This window comes from Providencia huaxiensis (assembly GCF_002843235.3).
GTDB classification, from domain to species: domain Bacteria; phylum Pseudomonadota; class Gammaproteobacteria; order Enterobacterales; family Enterobacteriaceae; genus Providencia; species Providencia huaxiensis.
This window is the reverse complement of the sequence record NZ_CP031123.2, coordinates 2,192,666-2,209,254: the sequence shown is the minus strand read 5'-3', so window position 1 is coordinate 2,209,254 and position 16,589 is coordinate 2,192,666. Positions and strand designations below refer to the sequence as shown.

The window sequence follows — 16,589 nt, the reverse complement described above, 5'->3', positions numbered from 1 at the left end:
TCTTAAAGCCCTTATATTAATACTCAAGATATAAGGGCTCTTTTAATTTATTTTCGGTACTCCCATCAATGAAAAAATGGTTACGCCGCACAGGCATTACACTGGTTCTATTGGTCATTATTTTGCCACTGGCTTTTCTAGCGGCTGATAAAATCTGGCCGTTGCCGATTAAGCAAATTGAAATGGCACGAACCGTGGTTGCAGCGGATGGCACACCATTGTGGCGCTTTGCAGACAAAGAAGGTATTTGGCGCTTTCCGGTTACACTCGAAGAGGTTTCTCCTGATTTTATTGAAGCGTTATTAACCTATGAAGATCGCCATTTTTATCGCCATCCGGGGGTAAACCCGTTTTCGCTAGTTAGGGCTGCGGGGCAGTTTGTGAGTTCGGGGCGCATTGTGTCAGGCGGTAGTACCATTTCGATGCAAGTCGCACGCTTAATTGACCCCCATGAAAGAACATTGGGTGGTAAGCTAAAACAACTTTGGCGTACGGCTCAGCTTGAGTACCACTATTCAAAAGATGAAATTTTAGGGATGTATTTAAACCGCGCTCCGTATGGCGGAACGATTGAAGGGATTGGCGCCGCTAGCTGGGTTTATTTGAATAAGTCACCGGCAAAATTGACAGCGAGTGAAGCGGCTCTCTTTGCTGTTTTACCTCAAGCCCCTAGCCGCTTAAGGCCAGACCGTTATCCAGAAAGAGCACAAGCCGCTCGTGATAAGGTGTTAGACCGGTTAGAGGAATACCTGGTCTGGAGCCCTGAAAAAGTTACTGATATTAAACAAGAACAGATTTGGTTAGCACCGCGAAAGAATCCACATTCAGCCCCCTTGCTGGCAAGGCGGGTGACCAAGGGGACGCAAGAGTCCATCATTGAAACCACTATCGATGCCAGCTTACAAAGGCAGCTGGAAGATATGGCAATGAATTGGAAAAACCAACTGCCAAAACAAACGTCACTTGGGATTTTGGTGGTCGATCATACGGATATGGCCGTGAAAGCGTATATTGGCTCCATTGATTTCCAAGATGATAGCCGTTTTGGGCATGTCGATATGGTAAGCGCTTGGCGCTCCCCCGGCTCAACGTTAAAACCATTTTTATATGCATTAGCGATGGATGATGGGCTTATCCACGCGGAATCGTTATTACAAGATGTTCCGCGGCGCTTTAATGATTATCGTCCCGGTAACTTTGACAGTGGTTTTAATGGCCCTGTGAGTGTCAGCGATGCATTAGTTCGCTCATTGAATTTACCCGTAGTGCAGTTGTTAGATGTGTATGGCAGTAAACGATTTACGGCTCAACTCCGCAATGTTGGGACTGAACTGCGCTTTCCGTTAGGCAGCGAGCCAAATTTGTCGCTAATTTTAGGCGGGACAGCTACACGGATGGAAGATTTGGTTTCCGCTTACAGCGCATTTGCGCGAAAAGGTAATGTGTCACCGCTGCGCTTTAAACCCACCGATGAAATTCGTGATAGAGCGCTGATGTCACCGGGCGCAGCATGGATAGTGCGCCGAATTATGGGTGGGGAAGCTCGTCCTGTACCGGATCCTAACTTATCAGGGCAAATAAATTTGGCATGGAAAACAGGGACCAGCTATGGTTATCGTGATGCGTGGGCGATTGGTGTTAATCCACGTTATACCATCGGTGTTTGGGTTGGGCGGCCTGATGCCACGCCTGTTGCAGGGCAGTTAGGTTTCGCCACAGCGATCCCTATTATGAATCAAATAAATGGCATGTTACTGAGCAAAATTTACCAATCACATGAGCCGTTACCAAAAGATGTGAAACCTGCCAGTGTAAGCCAAGCAGTGATTTGCTGGCCGGGTGGCACAGCATTGCTGAAAGATGACAATAATTGCCGCCAAAGGCGTCTTAGCTGGATCTTGGATAATACGATCCCACCGACTTTAATGGCGCGAGACCAAGAGTCGTTATTAGGATTAAGGCAAAAAATTTGGGTCAATGAGAAAGGGCTCCAAGTTGCGGCTGATTGCCCGAATGCCCAAGAAAAAGAAGTGCATTTATGGCCAATTACGGTGGAGTCATGGTTACCAAACAGTGAAAAACGGGAAAATCGGTTACCTAAAGCGGATTCAGTTTGTCCTCCTATGAAGTTAGAAATGCCGCCATTATTGATTTCTGGTATACGTGATGGTGAAGTATTACAGCGTTTACCTGGTAAAACTAGCTTAGACTTGCGTTTAGTCACACAGGGTGGGCAAGGGCAGAAATGGTGGTTTTTAAACGGAGAACAAGTGAATACAACCGAGCAAAACGGTTCTATTTTGCTAACACTCGATAAAAGTGGAAGCTACCAAATTTCAGTATTAGATTTAAGCGGCCAAGTAACGGCAATAAGCTTTAGAGTGAAGTAATAGATGAAAAACGTGACTTACCCGAAAAAATAGTGTTTTTTGCTATAAAAAGTTTAACAAAATGTTGTTGTGACTGTAGGAAATTGTAATCAGAGCCCCTATAATCATCGCCTTATTTTTCTTTTTCCTAGATAGGGTTGCCTTTGAAGTCTAAAGGTCTAACAATAGAATTAGAAATAATATAAAAAACTACAACATGCCTATTTTAAGTTCTTACATCCTAAGTTACAGGGAAGAATAAAGAATAAAGGCCTAATGAATCGCTAAGAGGTTATTTATGACTGTTCAACGTACATTTTCTATTATTAAACCAAACGCTGTGAAGAAAAACGTTATTGGTGCAATCTACAACCGTTTTGAAAGCGCCGGTTTCACTATTATCGCTGCTAAAATGATGCATTTGACTCGTGAGCAAGCTGAAGGCTTCTACGCTGAACACAAAGGCCGTCCTTTCTTTGAAGGTCTGGTTGAATTTATGACTTCAGGCCCTATCATGCTGCAAGTGTTAGAAGGTGAAAATGCAATCCAACGTCACCGTGACCTGATGGGCGCAACTAACCCAGATAACGCATTAGCGGGTACTTTACGCGCAGACTACGCAGACAGCTTCACTGAAAACGCAACTCACGGTTCAGACTCTGAAGAATCTGCGGCACGTGAAATCGCATATTTCTTCACTGCGGATGAAATCTGCCCACGCTAAGACTTCTTTAACTAATGCATTAGCATTATTGTTATAAAGTTTGTACAATGCGACGCCCTGCTATGATTAGCGGGGCGATTATATTTTTAAGGCTGCAAAAATTACGTCGTGCTATACTCATCAATAGCACTGCCGAAAGTGTAACAACGAGGCAATACACCATGTCTGATATGACGACAGATGCACAATGTGCAACTTCTTCCGCTATTTCTGTCACACCAGAAAAAACGAACCAAAAAACCAATTTACTCGATTTAAACCGCAAACAAATGCGCGAATTTTTTGCTCAAATGGGTGAAAAACCGTTCCGCGCTGATCAGGTCATGAAATGGATTTATCATTATTGCTATGATGATTTTGACCAAATGACCGATATTAATAAAGTCCTTAGAGCAAAACTGAAAGAAGTTGCAGAAATCCGTGCACCGGAAGTCGCTGATGAACAACGTTCATCAGATGGCACCATCAAGTGGGCCATCAAAGTGGGTGACCAACTGGTTGAAACCGTCTATATCCCAGAAGCAGATCGGGCAACACTGTGTGTCTCTTCACAGGTCGGTTGTGCACTGGAATGTAAATTCTGCTCTACGGCACAGCAAGGTTTCAACCGTAACTTACGTGTTTCCGAAATCATTGGCCAGGTTTGGCGAGCTGCAAAAATTATTGGTTCACTGAAATCCAGTGGACGTCGTCCAATTACTAACGTCGTAATGATGGGAATGGGCGAACCATTGCTGAATTTGAATAATGTCGTCCCGGCAATGGAGATTATGTTAGATGACTTCGGTTTTGGTTTATCTAAGCGCCGTGTCACGATTTCCACTTCGGGGGTTGTACCTGCATTAGATAAACTAGGGGATATGATTGACGTTGCATTAGCGATTTCACTACATGCACCAACAGACGATATTCGCGACGATATTGTTCCAATTAATAAAAAATACAATATTGAAACTTTCCTCAACAGCGTGAATCGTTATTTAACCAAATCGAATGCGAATGCAGGACGAGTAACTGTAGAGTATGTGATGTTAGATCACGTGAACGACAGTGTTGAACAAGCTCATCAATTAGCAGAATGTTTAAAAAACACACCGAGCAAAATTAACTTAATCCCGTGGAACCCGTTCCCAGGGGCCCCTTACGGTAGAAGTTCGAATAGTCGTATCGACCGCTTCTGTAAAGTGTTGATGGGCTATGGTTTTACCACGATAGTGCGCAAAACACGCGGTGATGATATTGACGCTGCCTGTGGGCAACTTGCTGGTGACGTGATTGACAGAACGAAGCGAACGTTGAAAAAACGCTTAGCAGGGGAACCTATTAAGGTAAAAACAGTCTGATTTATAAATATGTTTGAATTAGTGAATTAGGTTATGATTTAGGGCGTTTTAGAGTTAGGCAAAACGCCCTTGTTAACCTACAATAGTAGAAGCAATAAGAAAAATTTAATTGTTGTTTCAACATGATGATAAATTATTGACGAGTAAAGCTGCTCAATGTTTGCTTTATATATTTTAAACTTGGAAATAGTGTTGCCAGCAAATGACTATCGAAAATAATACCGAACAGACTACGACGACAGTCGGACAATTATTGACGCAAGCACGTGAGCGCATGGGGCTAACCCAAGATATTGTTGCAGAACGATTATGCCTTAAAATCAGTACGGTAAAAGAGATAGAACAAGATATTGCTCCCGCTGGTGTAGAACCGACATTTTTACGTGGTTATATTCGCCTTTATGCTCGAATGGTCGGCATATCAGAAAACGAATTAAAAACGTATTTGAAAACGGAAGAACCTGTCACATTAGCCAAAGTTTCTCCTATGCAAAGCTATTCTTTAGGGAAAAAACGTAAAAAGCGTGAAGGTTGGCTAATGAAACTGACGTGGTTGATTGTGATTGTGCTGATTGCAATGGTTGGTGTGTGGTGGTGGCAAGATCATAACGCACAGAAAAATGAGCTAGTTTCAATTGCAAATCAAAATGATTTGATTTTGTCTCAGCAAAATAACAGCACAACACCGGTTGAATTGTCGACTTCAACAGAAATTGTCTCAACTGACACTGCCCCTGCCGCACAGGAAAATGCGCTTGAATTACAAGTTCAAGAGCCTGTATTAACCACAGACCCGATTACTGAGCCTGTCAGAACCATTCCATTACCTAATGCACCGCAATCTTCTGTTGCATTAGATAGAACACAAAACACAGAAACGACTGACCCTGTTGCTGTTAGCAGCCAAGCTTTGGTCTTAAACTTTACTGGCCAGTGCTGGTTAGAAATTCGTGACGCGAATAATAAAATCTTATTCAGTGGCACCAAAAATAATGGCGATAAGCTGGAGCTTGATGGCCCGCAGCCTTATCGTCTGAACATCGGTGCACCAGCAAATGTCACTGTACAGTTCCAAGGTAATGCCGTTGATTTAAGCCGCTTCATCAAAGCGAAACGTCCGGCAAAATTGAAGTTACCTGAAGCCTAAATTAGAAAGACAAAAAGAAGCAAACTATATCCGAAAACATCTTTTTTGATAGGCTATGGTTTGCTTTCTTGTGTATAGTTGAGCGTATAAAAATAATCGTTAAAACTATACCTCGGTAGCAAAGAGTACCACGGTAACAAAGAGCACATGGACGTTCGGAGAATTAAACAAAAATGCATAATGAATCACCGATAAAAAGACGTAAATCCACTCGTATTAATGTAGGCAGCGTACCAGTAGGCGATGGCGCACCTATCGCTGTCCAGTCAATGACCAATACCCGCACAACTGATGTCGAAGCCACAGTCCGCCAAATTAAATCACTTGAGCGTGTTGGTGTGGATATTGTTCGCGTTTCTGTTCCTACGATGGATGCGGCAGAAGCGTTTAAGTTGATTAAACAGCAAGTTAGTGTTCCTCTGGTGGCTGATATCCATTTTGACTATCGTATTGCATTAAAAGTGGCCGAATACGGTGTTGATTGCTTGCGTATTAACCCAGGTAATATTGGTAGCGAAGAAAGAATTCGCCAAGTGGTTGATTGTGCACGCCATTACAATATTCCTATTCGCATTGGGGTCAATGGTGGTTCCCTTGAAAAAGATATTCAAGAGAAGTATGGCGAACCGACACCTGAAGCCTTAGTTGAGTCAGCAATGCGCCATGTGGATATCTTAGATAGACTGAATTTCGACCAGTTTAAAGTCAGTGTAAAAGCATCAGATGTGTTTCTCGCTGTCGGCTCCTACCGTTTATTAGCGAATAAAATCGATCAACCACTGCATTTAGGGATCACCGAGGCCGGTGGTGCACGTGCAGGTTCAGTAAAATCGGCAATTGGCTTAGGAATGCTACTGTCCGAGGGTATTGGTGATACCTTGCGTATTTCTTTAGCGGCGGACCCGGTTGAAGAAGTTAAAGTCGGTTTTGATATCTTAAAATCACTGCGTATTCGTTCACGTGGTATTAATTTTATTGCTTGTCCAACTTGTTCACGGCAAGAGTTTGATGTGATAGGCACGGTGAATGAGTTAGAACAGCGCTTAGAAGATATCATTACACCAATGGATGTGTCGATTATTGGTTGTGTGGTCAATGGTCCCGGTGAAGCGGAAGTGTCCACGCTAGGTGTTGCAGGCGCAAAAACCAAGAGTGGTTTCTATGAAGACGGTAAACGTCAAAAAGAGCGCTTTGATAATGACAACATTATCGACCAGTTAGAAGCTAAAATTCGAGCCAAAGCAGCGATGATGGATGAAAGCAAGCGGATTGAAGTCAATTTAAAAGATTAATTTTGTCTAATCTAGTGCCAAACGATTCATAGTGTCGTTTGGCATATTTAGAACAAACGCTATATCAATTATCCGCATTTTTTTCTAAAATCGGTCGCTCACCGTACAAATTGACAGATAAATCCCGATTAGTATCAGTAATTGGTGTTTGTTGATTGAACCAGATGATATTTCGCTCTTATAATCAAACTTATGTAATTCTGAAAATAGAGAAATAAAGTGGGAAAAAATATCCAAGCCATTCGCGGCATGAATGATTACTTACCAGCTGACACGCGTGTATGGCAGAAAATCGAAGCAACATTAAAAAATATTTTACAGGGTTATGGTTTTAGTGAAATTCGTACCCCGATTGTAGAGCAGACCCCGCTATTTCGCAGAGCGATAGGTGAAGTGACGGATGTCGTTGAAAAAGAAATGTACACTTTCAATGACCGTAATGATGAAAGTCTGACATTACGCCCTGAAAATACCGCAGGTTGTGTCCGTGCCGGTATTGAGCATGGTTTGCTGTACAATCAGGAACAGCGTTTGTGGTATTTAGGGCCAATGTTCCGTTATGAGCGCCCACAAAAAGGCCGTTACCGTCAATTTCACCAATTAGGTGCCGAAGTGTTTGGTCTTGCGGGTCCTGACATTGATGCGGAAGTCATCTTAATGACAGCGCGCTGGTGGAAAGCATTAGGTATTAGTGAGCATGTGACATTAGAGCTGAATTCGATTGGCTCATTAGAAGCGCGTGCTAATTACCGTGAGGCCTTAGTTGCTTTCTTAGAACAGCATAAAGACAAGCTGGATGAAGATTGCAAACGCCGGATGTACACAAATCCTCTGCGTGTTTTGGACTCCAAAAATCAAGACGTTCAGACTTTATTGAATGATGCACCTGAACTGTTTGATTACCTTGATGTCGAATCACGTGAGCACTTTGATGGCTTATGCAAGCTGTTAGAAGCCGCTGGCGTTCAATACCGTGTTAATCAGCGTTTAGTTCGTGGTCTTGACTACTATAACCGCACTGTTTTTGAATGGGTAACAACAGCGTTAGGCTCACAGGGTACAGTTTGCGCGGGTGGCCGTTATGATGGCTTAGTTGAACAATTAGGCGGTCGTGCAACACCTGCGGTGGGTTTTGCCATGGGTATGGAACGCATGGTGTTATTAGTCCAAGAAGTGAATCCTGAATTTACAGCGGATGCTTCAGTGGCTGATGTTTATCTTGCTTCATTTGGCGAAAATAGCCAGCAAGCAGCGATATTAGTGGCCGAAAAAGTGCGTGATGCACTACCGACACTGCGGTTAATGACTAACCACGGTGGTGGTAACTTCAAGAAACAGTTAGCAAGAGCGGATAAACAAGGCGCTAAAATTGCCCTGATCTTGGGGGAAGATGAAATTCAAAATAACCAAGTCACATTGAAAGATTTACGCACAGGCGTACAAGAAACCATTTCGCAGCAACTTATGGCGTCACGCATCGCCGAGTTATTAGGTTAAGGAGAGACAAGTGGAAGTCTATACAAACGAAAATGATCAAGTCGATGCGATTAAACGCTTCTTTGCGAATAATGGCGTGGCATTAGTTGTTGGCCTCGTAATTGGTGTGGGTGGTGTATTTGGTTGGAACTACTGGCAATCACATAAAACCAATGTACTGCAAGAAAGCGCTCAAAAGTTTGAAGCAGTAAACACTCAGTTACGTTCAGGTTCAGAACAAAGTATTGTTGCAGCGCAAAAATTCGCAGCTGAAACTGACGATGTATACAGTGCGATGATGGGCTTAGAGCTTGCGCAAATCGCTGTGGATAAAGGTGATTTGGCTAACGCACAAACTGCTTTGACCAATGCACTAGCGAAGGCAAAAACCGCGGATATGCAAGATTTAATTAACCTGCGTTTAGCGCGAGTTCAATTGGCTCAAGGTAATGCGGACGGTGCGATAGCATCAGTTGCAAATATTAAAAGTAAGTCATGGCAAGCAACGGCACAGGATGTCCGTGGTGATGCTTTACTCCACAAGGGCGATAAAGCAGGTGCAAAAGCGGCTTACGCTCAGGGGTTAGAAAGTGAAGGCTCTCAATCTATTAGAGGTATTTTGACTCTGAAGTTGAACAACGTATCTAATTCATAAGAAGAAAGGAAACGACAAACATGCAGTTGCGCAAAACACTTTTAGTTGGCCTAGTCGCTTCAGCTTTACTTGCCGGTTGTTCCAGCGAAACTGATTCTATTATCATGGCGCCACTTCCACAGGTTGAAAATCAATTCAGCCCATCAATTGTTTGGGATAAATCTGTCGGAGATGGTGTTGAACAATTTTATTCTGAATTATCACCTGTTTGGGATGGTTCAGCGGTTTATGCAGCAGACCGTAAAGGTTTAGTTAAAGCTTTTGAACTCGATAGCGGTAAAGAGCTCTGGTCAGTCGATTTATCTAAACGAACAGGTTTTCTTTCTGCTAACTTGTCTGCGTTATTGTCAGGCGGTTTAACCGTCGATGGCGACAAAATCTTTGTGGGTACAGAGCGCGGAACCGTTATTGCGCTGAACAAAGAAGATGGCCAAGTCGTTTGGGATGTCGAAGTTGCCGGTGAAGCCCTTTCTAAACCGGTAGTGAGTAATGATTTTGTTATTATTCATACCAGTAATGGCCAACTGCAAGCTTTAGACGTCAATAGCGGTGAAATCAAATGGACCGTTAACATGGATACCCCATCGTTGTCATTACGCGGTGAATCTGCGCCTGCGGTTGCTTTTGGTGCTGCGATTGTCGGTGGGGACAACGGCCGTGTTAGTGCGGTGCTGTTGTCTCAAGGTCAATTAATTTGGCAACAACGTATTTCGCAAGTGACAAGTTCGACAGAAATCGGCCGCTTAAATGATGTCGACATGACACCAATTATTGATGACGGTAAAGTGTATGCGATTGCTTATAATGGCACATTGGCAGCACTGGATATGCGCTCAGGTCAAATTCTGTGGAAACGTGAGCTGGGATCAATCAATGACATGGTGATGTCAGGTGAAAACCTGTATCTCGTTGACCAAAGTGACCGCGTATTATCTGTTCGTAAAAGCGATGGTGTGACGCTATGGACGCAGGAAGACCTGTTAAATCGTGGGTTATCTGCGCCAGAAATGTATAATGGCTATCTTGTTGTCGGTGATAAAGAAGGTTATCTGCATTGGTTAGACATGAATACGGGTGGGTTTGTTGCACAAAACAAATTAAACAGCTCAGGTATTCACAGTCGCCCAGTTGTTGCGAGTGATAAGCTAATGGTTCAGACAAAAAACGGAACAGTTTACCTGTTAACACGTTAATTTTCTGACAAACCGCCAATTTATCGATAAAATCAACGGTTCCTGAAGACAGGAGCCGTTTCGTTTTTTTGTTTTCTGAGTTAAAGCCTCAGAATTCCTTAAGTTAATAAAAGTTGTGAGGCATCTAAGAATGATACCCGTCGTAGCGCTGGTAGGGCGTCCAAACGTAGGAAAATCCACGTTATTTAACCGTTTAACCCGTACCCGTGACGCATTAGTAGCGGACTTTCCCGGTCTGACTCGTGATCGCAAATATGGTCGTGCTGAAGTTGAAGGGCATGAATTCATTATTATCGACACGGGTGGTATCGATGGGACTGAGGAAGGCGTAGAAACGCACATGGCCGCACAGTCCTTGCAAGCCATTGAAGAGGCCGATATTGTTCTGTTTATGGTTGATGCAAGATCTGGGTTAATGCCTGCAGATGAAGGTATTGCCAAACATCTTCGTAGTCGCAAGAAAAAAACATATTTAGTCGCGAACAAAACAGATGGCATCGATGTTACAACGGCAATCGGGGATTTTTACTCTCTTGGCTTAGGGGAAATTCATCCTATCGCAGCATCACACGGCCGTGGTGTCACTCAGTTAATCGAACAATCGTTAAAACCTTTTATTGGTGAAGACGAAGAAGAGGTTGAGCTGACCGAAGAAGAAGAAAATGCGGCTTATTGGGCTGAGTTAGAAGCTCAAGGTGAGCTTGATGAAGACGAAGAAGATGACTTTGACCCAACAACACTACCGATTAAATTAGCCATTGTTGGTCGCCCGAATGTAGGTAAATCCACATTAACCAACCGTATATTAGGTGAAGATAGGGTTATTGTGTTTGATATGCCCGGGACAACCCGTGACAGCATTTACATTCCAATGGAACGCGATGAGCGTGAATATATCCTGATTGACACCGCAGGTGTTCGTAAACGTGGCAAAGTCACTGAAACAGTCGAAAAATTCTCTGTAATTAAAACGTTACAAGCGATTGAAGATGCGAACGTTGTATTATTAGTCATTGATGCACGTGAAGGTATCTCAGACCAAGATTTATCTTTACTTGGTTTTATCCTCAATGCGGGGCGCTCATTGGTGATTGCGGTCAATAAATGGGACGGTATGAAGCCAGAAGACCGCGAACACGTAAAAGACATGCTTGAACTGCGTCTTGGCTTTGTTGATTTCGCACGTATTCACTTTATTTCTGCACTGCATGGTAGTGGAGTGGGGAATCTATTTGAATCAGTGCAAGAAGCTTACGAATCAGCAACTCGTCGAGTCGGAACGGCATTATTAACACGCATTATGAAGATGGCAGAAGATGAGCACCAACCACCGCTTATCCGTGGTCGCCGTGTTAAAATGAAATATGCCCATGCCGGAGGACACAACCCACCGATTGTGGTGATCCACGGTAACCAAGTTTCCGATTTACCAGATAGCTATAAACGTTATTTGATGAATTACTTCCGTCGTTCATTACAAGTGATGGGAACGCCAATTCGAATTCTGTTTAAAGAGGGTGAAAACCCTTATGCAGATAAGAAAAATAAGTTAACGGCAACCCAGCTACGTAAGCGTAAGCGTTTAATGCAGCATTTGAAAAAGCGTTAGTCAGTAAGGCGTTAATGAAGGTTTAATTAACCCTATTGAACAGACAAAGCCGTAACAAAATTATTCTGTTACGGCTTTTTAATATTATCTAGATTGATACTTTAAGAAAGAATATCGCCCTTACGTGACCAGAATACATCATGATGGACGAAGGGTAAGAATTAAAGATTGAGGGAAATTATGGACACTCGTTCTTCTACACGTTTAAACAAATATATTAGTGAAAGTGGTATTTGCTCAAGGCGTGAAGCTGACCGTTATATTGAGCAGGGTAATGTATTTATTAATGGTAAGCGTGCAGGAATTGGCGACCAAGTTTTTTCTGGTGACGTGGTAAAAGTTAATGGGCAATTAATTGAGCCGCGTAATGAAGAAGATTTAGTGTTAATCGCACTCAATAAGCCAGTCGGTATTGTTAGTACGACGGAGAGTGGTGAAAAAGATAATATTGTTGATTATGTTAATCACAGCACCCGAATTTTTCCAATTGGCCGCTTAGATAAAGACTCTCAAGGGTTAATTTTTCTAACAAACCATGGGGATTTGGTGAATAAAATTTTGCGGGCTGGAAATTCTCATGAGAAAGAGTATTTAGTTACCGTCAATAAGCCCGTTACAGATGATTTTATTCGTGGAATGGGCGCTGGAGTCCCGATCCTCGGTACAATGACTAAAAAATGTAAGGTTAAGAAGGAAGCGCCTTTTGTTTTTAGAATTACGCTTGTGCAAGGGCTAAACCGTCAAATTCGTCGTATGTGTGAGCATTTTGGTTTTGAAGTCACAAAACTTGAACGCGTTCGCATTATGAATGTTAAGTTGACCGGCATTCCTGTCGGTGAGTGGCGAGACTTAACGGATGATGAACTAATTGAATTATTTGATATGATGGAAAAATCTGAGTCAGACGTAAAATTGAAAAAGCCACAGAAATCCACTTCTGCGAGTAAAGGTAATACAAAGCAAGCGTCGCCAAGTAAACCAAAAGCAAAAACAGAAAACCCGACACGTAAAAAATTTACACAACCAGGTAGAAAAAAGAAAAAACGCTAACGTGCAGGTTTGATTAATAAGGCTGAATGAAAGAGTTAGCGAATGCTCTTTAATATCGGCCTTTAGTTTTTCAGTAAATGGTTCTTAAATAGTTTAATGCTGTCTAGCGATATTAATGATTACAGATTGACTTCTAACCCAACATCTAACCAACTCTGTTGTGTTTTTTGTGCGATATTATTATCAAACAGTTTCTTAGCTGCGCGGATCGTTGCATCAGCAAATTCGATGAAGGTTGCCTTCGAGGTCACGCGTTTGTCAGATACGGCTTCAAGCCAAATTTTACCTGCAATATCCCATGTATAACCACCAAGGCTCTTGGCTAATAGGTAAAAGGCTTTATTTGGAATGCCTGAATTAATATGTACGCCGCCATTATCAATAAAAATAGGTAAATCCTGATATTGCGCCATATGGCCAACTTGTGGGTCTCTAATATCGTCAGAAAGATAATAAGCGTCGCCTGGATCCATCATAGAACGTAGTGCTGGCGCATTTATTTGGTCGATAAATAAATTTTCCCCGAGTAACCAACTAGATGTATCCGCTGTTTCATTGTTCAAATATTGTTTCACCATAATACCAAGTACGTCTGCGACGGACTCATTCAGTGCTCCTGACTGGAAAGAGTATCTAAAATTAGCTTTTGAACTAATGAAACCATGAGCAAGTTCGTGAGCGATTATATCAATGTCGTTATAGAATGGACCAAAAACGATTCCATCCCCGTCACCAAAGAAAATAGCTTGAGAATTCCAAAATGCGTTAGCGTAGTTTGTTCCATAATGAATAACCGCATTAATATCAGCAGAACAGCCAAAAATTTGGTCAATATTTAATTTTTCCTTAAAAAAGGTACGAATAACGCCAATTGAATTAAATACTTGCCCAGCTGGCCTTGAGGGAGCTTGAGTGTCGTCTTCGCACATAATGACAGCATAGTCATCATGTGGCATATGACTATCTGGAGAAAGTCCTGAACGTTCACAGATTGGTAGGTCGGAGTGCCAGTGGTGCTTATATGGAACGGGGAGTTGAGCGTCACGAATAAAGCGGTTATAACGCTTTCCAGCTGTATCTATAGGGCAAGATGAAAGATTATTGCGATGAAGTAAGGCATCTTCATGTGAATAGGTTCGGCTCATAATATCATTGATATGTGTGAGCGTTGGTTTTAAGTCACTATGACCTGCTTTAGTCACTAAATTGGCCAATAAACAAGGTGAGAGTAACGAACGGCCTAAAGATTGATTCATATTATAACTCCATTCAGTTGGGTGAAATGGAATCATAATTCGTCGTGATGATTTTGTAACTACCTGATATCTAAGCTTTAAAGTTAATTGTTGTTATTTTATGTTAGAAAGGTAGAACAGTTATCTTTCTACCTTAATTTGTAAACCAATGTTATTAATTATGGCAAAACCCACTCTTTATTTAAGATTAAAAATTCAGTATAGAGAGCGGCCTCTTGGCTATTCGGTTCTGGGTGATAGTCGTATTCCCAGCGAACAAGCGGAGGCATTGACATTAAAATTGACTCTGTTCGGCCTCCACTTTGTAAGCCAAATAATGTACCTCTATCCCATACTAAATTGAATTCTACGTAACGGCCACGACGATATAATTGGAATTGACGTTCTCGTTCACCCCATGAATACTCTCGACGTTTTTCAACAATAGGCACATAGGCATCTAAAAAGCCATTGCCAATGGCTTGAGTGAAGTTAAAACAAGACTCAAACCCGCCTTGGTTAAGGTCGTCATAAAATAGCCCGCCAACACCACGAGGCTCATTTCTATGTTTCAGGAAGAAATATTCATCACACCAATTTTTATATTTAGGATAAACATCATGCCCATAAGGACGACATAAATCACGAGCAACGGTGTGCCAGTGGATAACATCTTCATGAAAACCATAGAAAGGGGTTAAATCAAAACCACCACCAAACCACCAAACAGGCTCACAACCTTCTTTTTCAGCAATAAAGAAACGGACATTAGCGTGGGTTGTTGGAATATAAGGATTCAGAGGGTGAATAACGAGAGAGACGCCCATTGCTTGGTAGCTGCGACCTGCAAGTTCAGGGCGATGGGCTGAAGCAGATGCTGGTAATTTTTCTCCTTTAATATGAGAGAAATTCACCCCTGCTTGTTCAAATAGTGCCCCTTTAGTTAGTACCCGGCTGCGACCTCCACCACCTTCAGAGCGTTCCCATGTTTGTTCTAGAAAAGTTTCTTTACCATCTAGCTCAGTGATTTTTTTGCAAATGGTCTCTTGCAAGCTTTGCAAATAGGTTTTTACACGATCAATATCTGGGTAATTCATTGTTTTATAATAGAACCATAGGTAAAAAATAATGGTTAAAGTATACCCTTTTGCTCGAAGAAAGGCATATTGAATATTGATTGTGTCGTAAAAGCAGAGATAATGGCAGAAAGATTAGGTTAAGCAGGCAAATAAGATGGAAATACGAGTCTTTCGGCAAAGTGATTATGAAGATGTCCTGACACTATGGGAGCGCTGTTCTCTCAATGAATTTTCAGGGGATCCTGAGCTCGATATCGAACGCAAATTACAGTGTGGGGCAGACTTATTTTTAGTGGCTGAAGTTGCCGGGGAAGTCGTTGGCACTATTATGGGAGGATATGATGGCATTCGTGGTACTGCTGTTTACCTTGCCGTTCACCCTGAATACCGTGGCCGTGGTATCGCTAACGCACTAGTGAGCCGACTAGAAAAAAAACTGATCGCCAGAGGCTGCGGAAGAATAGAGCTATTAGTGAGTGAAGAGTCTGATGCGGCTATCTGTATGTTTGAAAAAATGTTGTATGAAGAAGAACAACCTGAACGTTTAATTTATTCGAAAAAATTAACTCACGAAACGGATTTTTAAGTTAATTGACTATTTATTTAACTATTCATGGGAATGTTTTAATAAATAGATTGTCACAATATGCATTATGCGACTCATAAAAGAGGATGATATGTCCCAACATGCAAAGTTGAATAGTAATAATGGATTATCGCCGTTGTTTAAGGCTTCTCTACTCTGTGGAGCAGCCCTGTTATCAGGGTGTGCGGGTGTGAAGGTTTTTTCACCGTCGACTTGGTTTAGTGGTCCACTGACGGTTTCTGACTCAGGCCTTGGTCAAGTGACTAGTTTTACACCAATGCAAGCGGATATCATTAAGAAACAACTGGATGACCGCTATGCATTACGCAGCGGTATGCAAATGGAAAATGGGGATGTGGTCACAATTTTCCAAGGAATGGATGATGATGAAGTAAAATTAGAAATAGTTGGTCCAGAGCACGGCTATGTATCGCGAATTACGGTGAATGACCCTGATATCGCAACCGAATGGGGGCCTACGATTGGTACTGAATTTAGCGAAATTTATCAAAAAGCATTTGGTATTTGCGGCTTAGGTGAGCGAGTCAATGACGTTCCTACCATTGAATGTAATTCACCGCAATCAAGTAAAGTGGTTTACCGTTTTACAGGTAAATGGCAAGGACCAGAAGATTTAATGCCTTCAGATAATGACCTGAAAACATGGCAAGTCTCACAAATTATTTGGCATAAATAACCTCATTTCGTTAATGATATCGCCAGGTCTATTCATACTGGCGATATCTTCCCACTAAAATTTCTTTTTCCTTGTTTTCAAAGAAATTTCCCCTTTCTTAAATTTTCTTTCTTATAATAGACCGGAAACCTATA

The 16,589-nt window shown here is 42.1% G+C and carries 14 protein-coding genes; 12 read left to right on the top strand and 2 right to left on the bottom strand.

What is annotated here, in order from left to right:
- Window positions 1–68: 68 nt before the first annotated feature.
- From pbpC to rluF, 10 genes are all read left to right on the top strand, one after another.
- The gene (gene pbpC / locus CYG50_RS11995; RefSeq protein WP_102137551.1) at window positions 69–2,390 is read left to right on the top strand and encodes a peptidoglycan glycosyltransferase PbpC; all 2,322 of its coding nucleotides are present in this window, start codon (window positions 69–71) and stop codon (window positions 2,388–2,390) included.
- Between the two features lie 277 nt (window positions 2,391–2,667).
- The gene (ndk, locus tag CYG50_RS11990) at window positions 2,668–3,093 is read left to right on the top strand and encodes a nucleoside-diphosphate kinase (RefSeq protein ID WP_004264899.1); all 426 of its coding nucleotides are present in this window, start codon (window positions 2,668–2,670) and stop codon (window positions 3,091–3,093) included.
- Window positions 3,094–3,254: 161 nt separating this feature from the next.
- Window positions 3,255–4,436 carry a dual-specificity RNA methyltransferase RlmN gene (rlmN, locus tag CYG50_RS11985; RefSeq protein ID WP_004912645.1) on the top strand — a complete coding sequence of 394 codons (1,182 nt, stop codon included), beginning with the start codon at window positions 3,255–3,257 and terminating at the stop codon, window positions 4,434–4,436.
- A 202-nt stretch (window positions 4,437–4,638) separates the two neighbouring features.
- Window positions 4,639–5,583, top strand: coding sequence for a cytoskeleton protein RodZ (gene rodZ / locus CYG50_RS11980; RefSeq protein ID WP_102137552.1), 945 nt, complete (start codon window positions 4,639–4,641; stop codon window positions 5,581–5,583).
- 173 nt (window positions 5,584–5,756) lie between these two features.
- Complete coding sequence (gene ispG / locus CYG50_RS11975) at window positions 5,757–6,875, top strand: flavodoxin-dependent (E)-4-hydroxy-3-methylbut-2-enyl-diphosphate synthase (protein ID WP_004264895.1); 1,119 nt, start codon at window positions 5,757–5,759, stop codon at window positions 6,873–6,875.
- Between the two features lie 219 nt (window positions 6,876–7,094).
- Window positions 7,095–8,372, top strand: coding sequence for a histidine--tRNA ligase (gene hisS, locus CYG50_RS11970; protein WP_102137553.1), 1,278 nt, complete (start codon window positions 7,095–7,097; stop codon window positions 8,370–8,372).
- 10 nt (window positions 8,373–8,382) lie between these two features.
- Window positions 8,383–9,006 carry a YfgM family protein gene (locus CYG50_RS11965; RefSeq protein ID WP_102137554.1) on the top strand — a complete coding sequence of 208 codons (624 nt, stop codon included), beginning with the start codon at window positions 8,383–8,385 and terminating at the stop codon, window positions 9,004–9,006.
- Between the two features lie 20 nt (window positions 9,007–9,026).
- Entirely contained in the window at window positions 9,027–10,199 is a 1,173-nt protein-coding gene (gene bamB / locus CYG50_RS11960; protein WP_102137555.1) for an outer membrane protein assembly factor BamB, read from the top strand.
- 130 nt (window positions 10,200–10,329) lie between these two features.
- Complete coding sequence (gene der, locus CYG50_RS11955) at window positions 10,330–11,808, top strand: ribosome biogenesis GTPase Der (RefSeq protein ID WP_102137556.1); 1,479 nt, start codon at window positions 10,330–10,332, stop codon at window positions 11,806–11,808.
- 180 nt (window positions 11,809–11,988) lie between these two features.
- Window positions 11,989–12,858 carry a 23S rRNA pseudouridine(2604) synthase RluF gene (rluF, locus tag CYG50_RS11950; RefSeq protein WP_102137557.1) on the top strand — a complete coding sequence of 290 codons (870 nt, stop codon included), beginning with the start codon at window positions 11,989–11,991 and terminating at the stop codon, window positions 12,856–12,858.
- Between the two features lie 119 nt (window positions 12,859–12,977).
- On the opposite strand, the gene CYG50_RS11945 is transcribed toward rluF, so the two are convergent.
- Together CYG50_RS11945 and hemF are read right to left on the bottom strand one after the other, a co-directional pair.
- Window positions 12,978–14,114 (bottom strand): M4 family metallopeptidase, encoded by a 1,137-nt coding sequence (locus CYG50_RS11945; protein ID WP_166267520.1) that lies wholly within the window; start codon window positions 14,112–14,114, stop codon window positions 12,978–12,980.
- Between the two features lie 158 nt (window positions 14,115–14,272).
- The gene (gene hemF / locus CYG50_RS11940) at window positions 14,273–15,190 is read right to left on the bottom strand and encodes an oxygen-dependent coproporphyrinogen oxidase (protein WP_102137558.1); all 918 of its coding nucleotides are present in this window, start codon (window positions 15,188–15,190) and stop codon (window positions 14,273–14,275) included.
- A 136-nt stretch (window positions 15,191–15,326) separates the two neighbouring features.
- Between hemF and CYG50_RS11935 the strand changes: the two genes are divergently transcribed.
- On the top strand, window positions 15,327–15,758 hold the full coding sequence (locus CYG50_RS11935) for a GNAT family acetyltransferase (protein WP_004264887.1): 432 nt from the start codon (window positions 15,327–15,329) through the stop codon (window positions 15,756–15,758).
- A gap of 91 nt (window positions 15,759–15,849) precedes the next feature.
- Window positions 15,850–16,455, top strand: coding sequence for an RpoE-regulated lipoprotein (locus CYG50_RS11930; RefSeq protein ID WP_102137559.1), 606 nt, complete (start codon window positions 15,850–15,852; stop codon window positions 16,453–16,455).
- The last annotated feature ends 134 nt before the right edge of the window (window positions 16,456–16,589 follow it).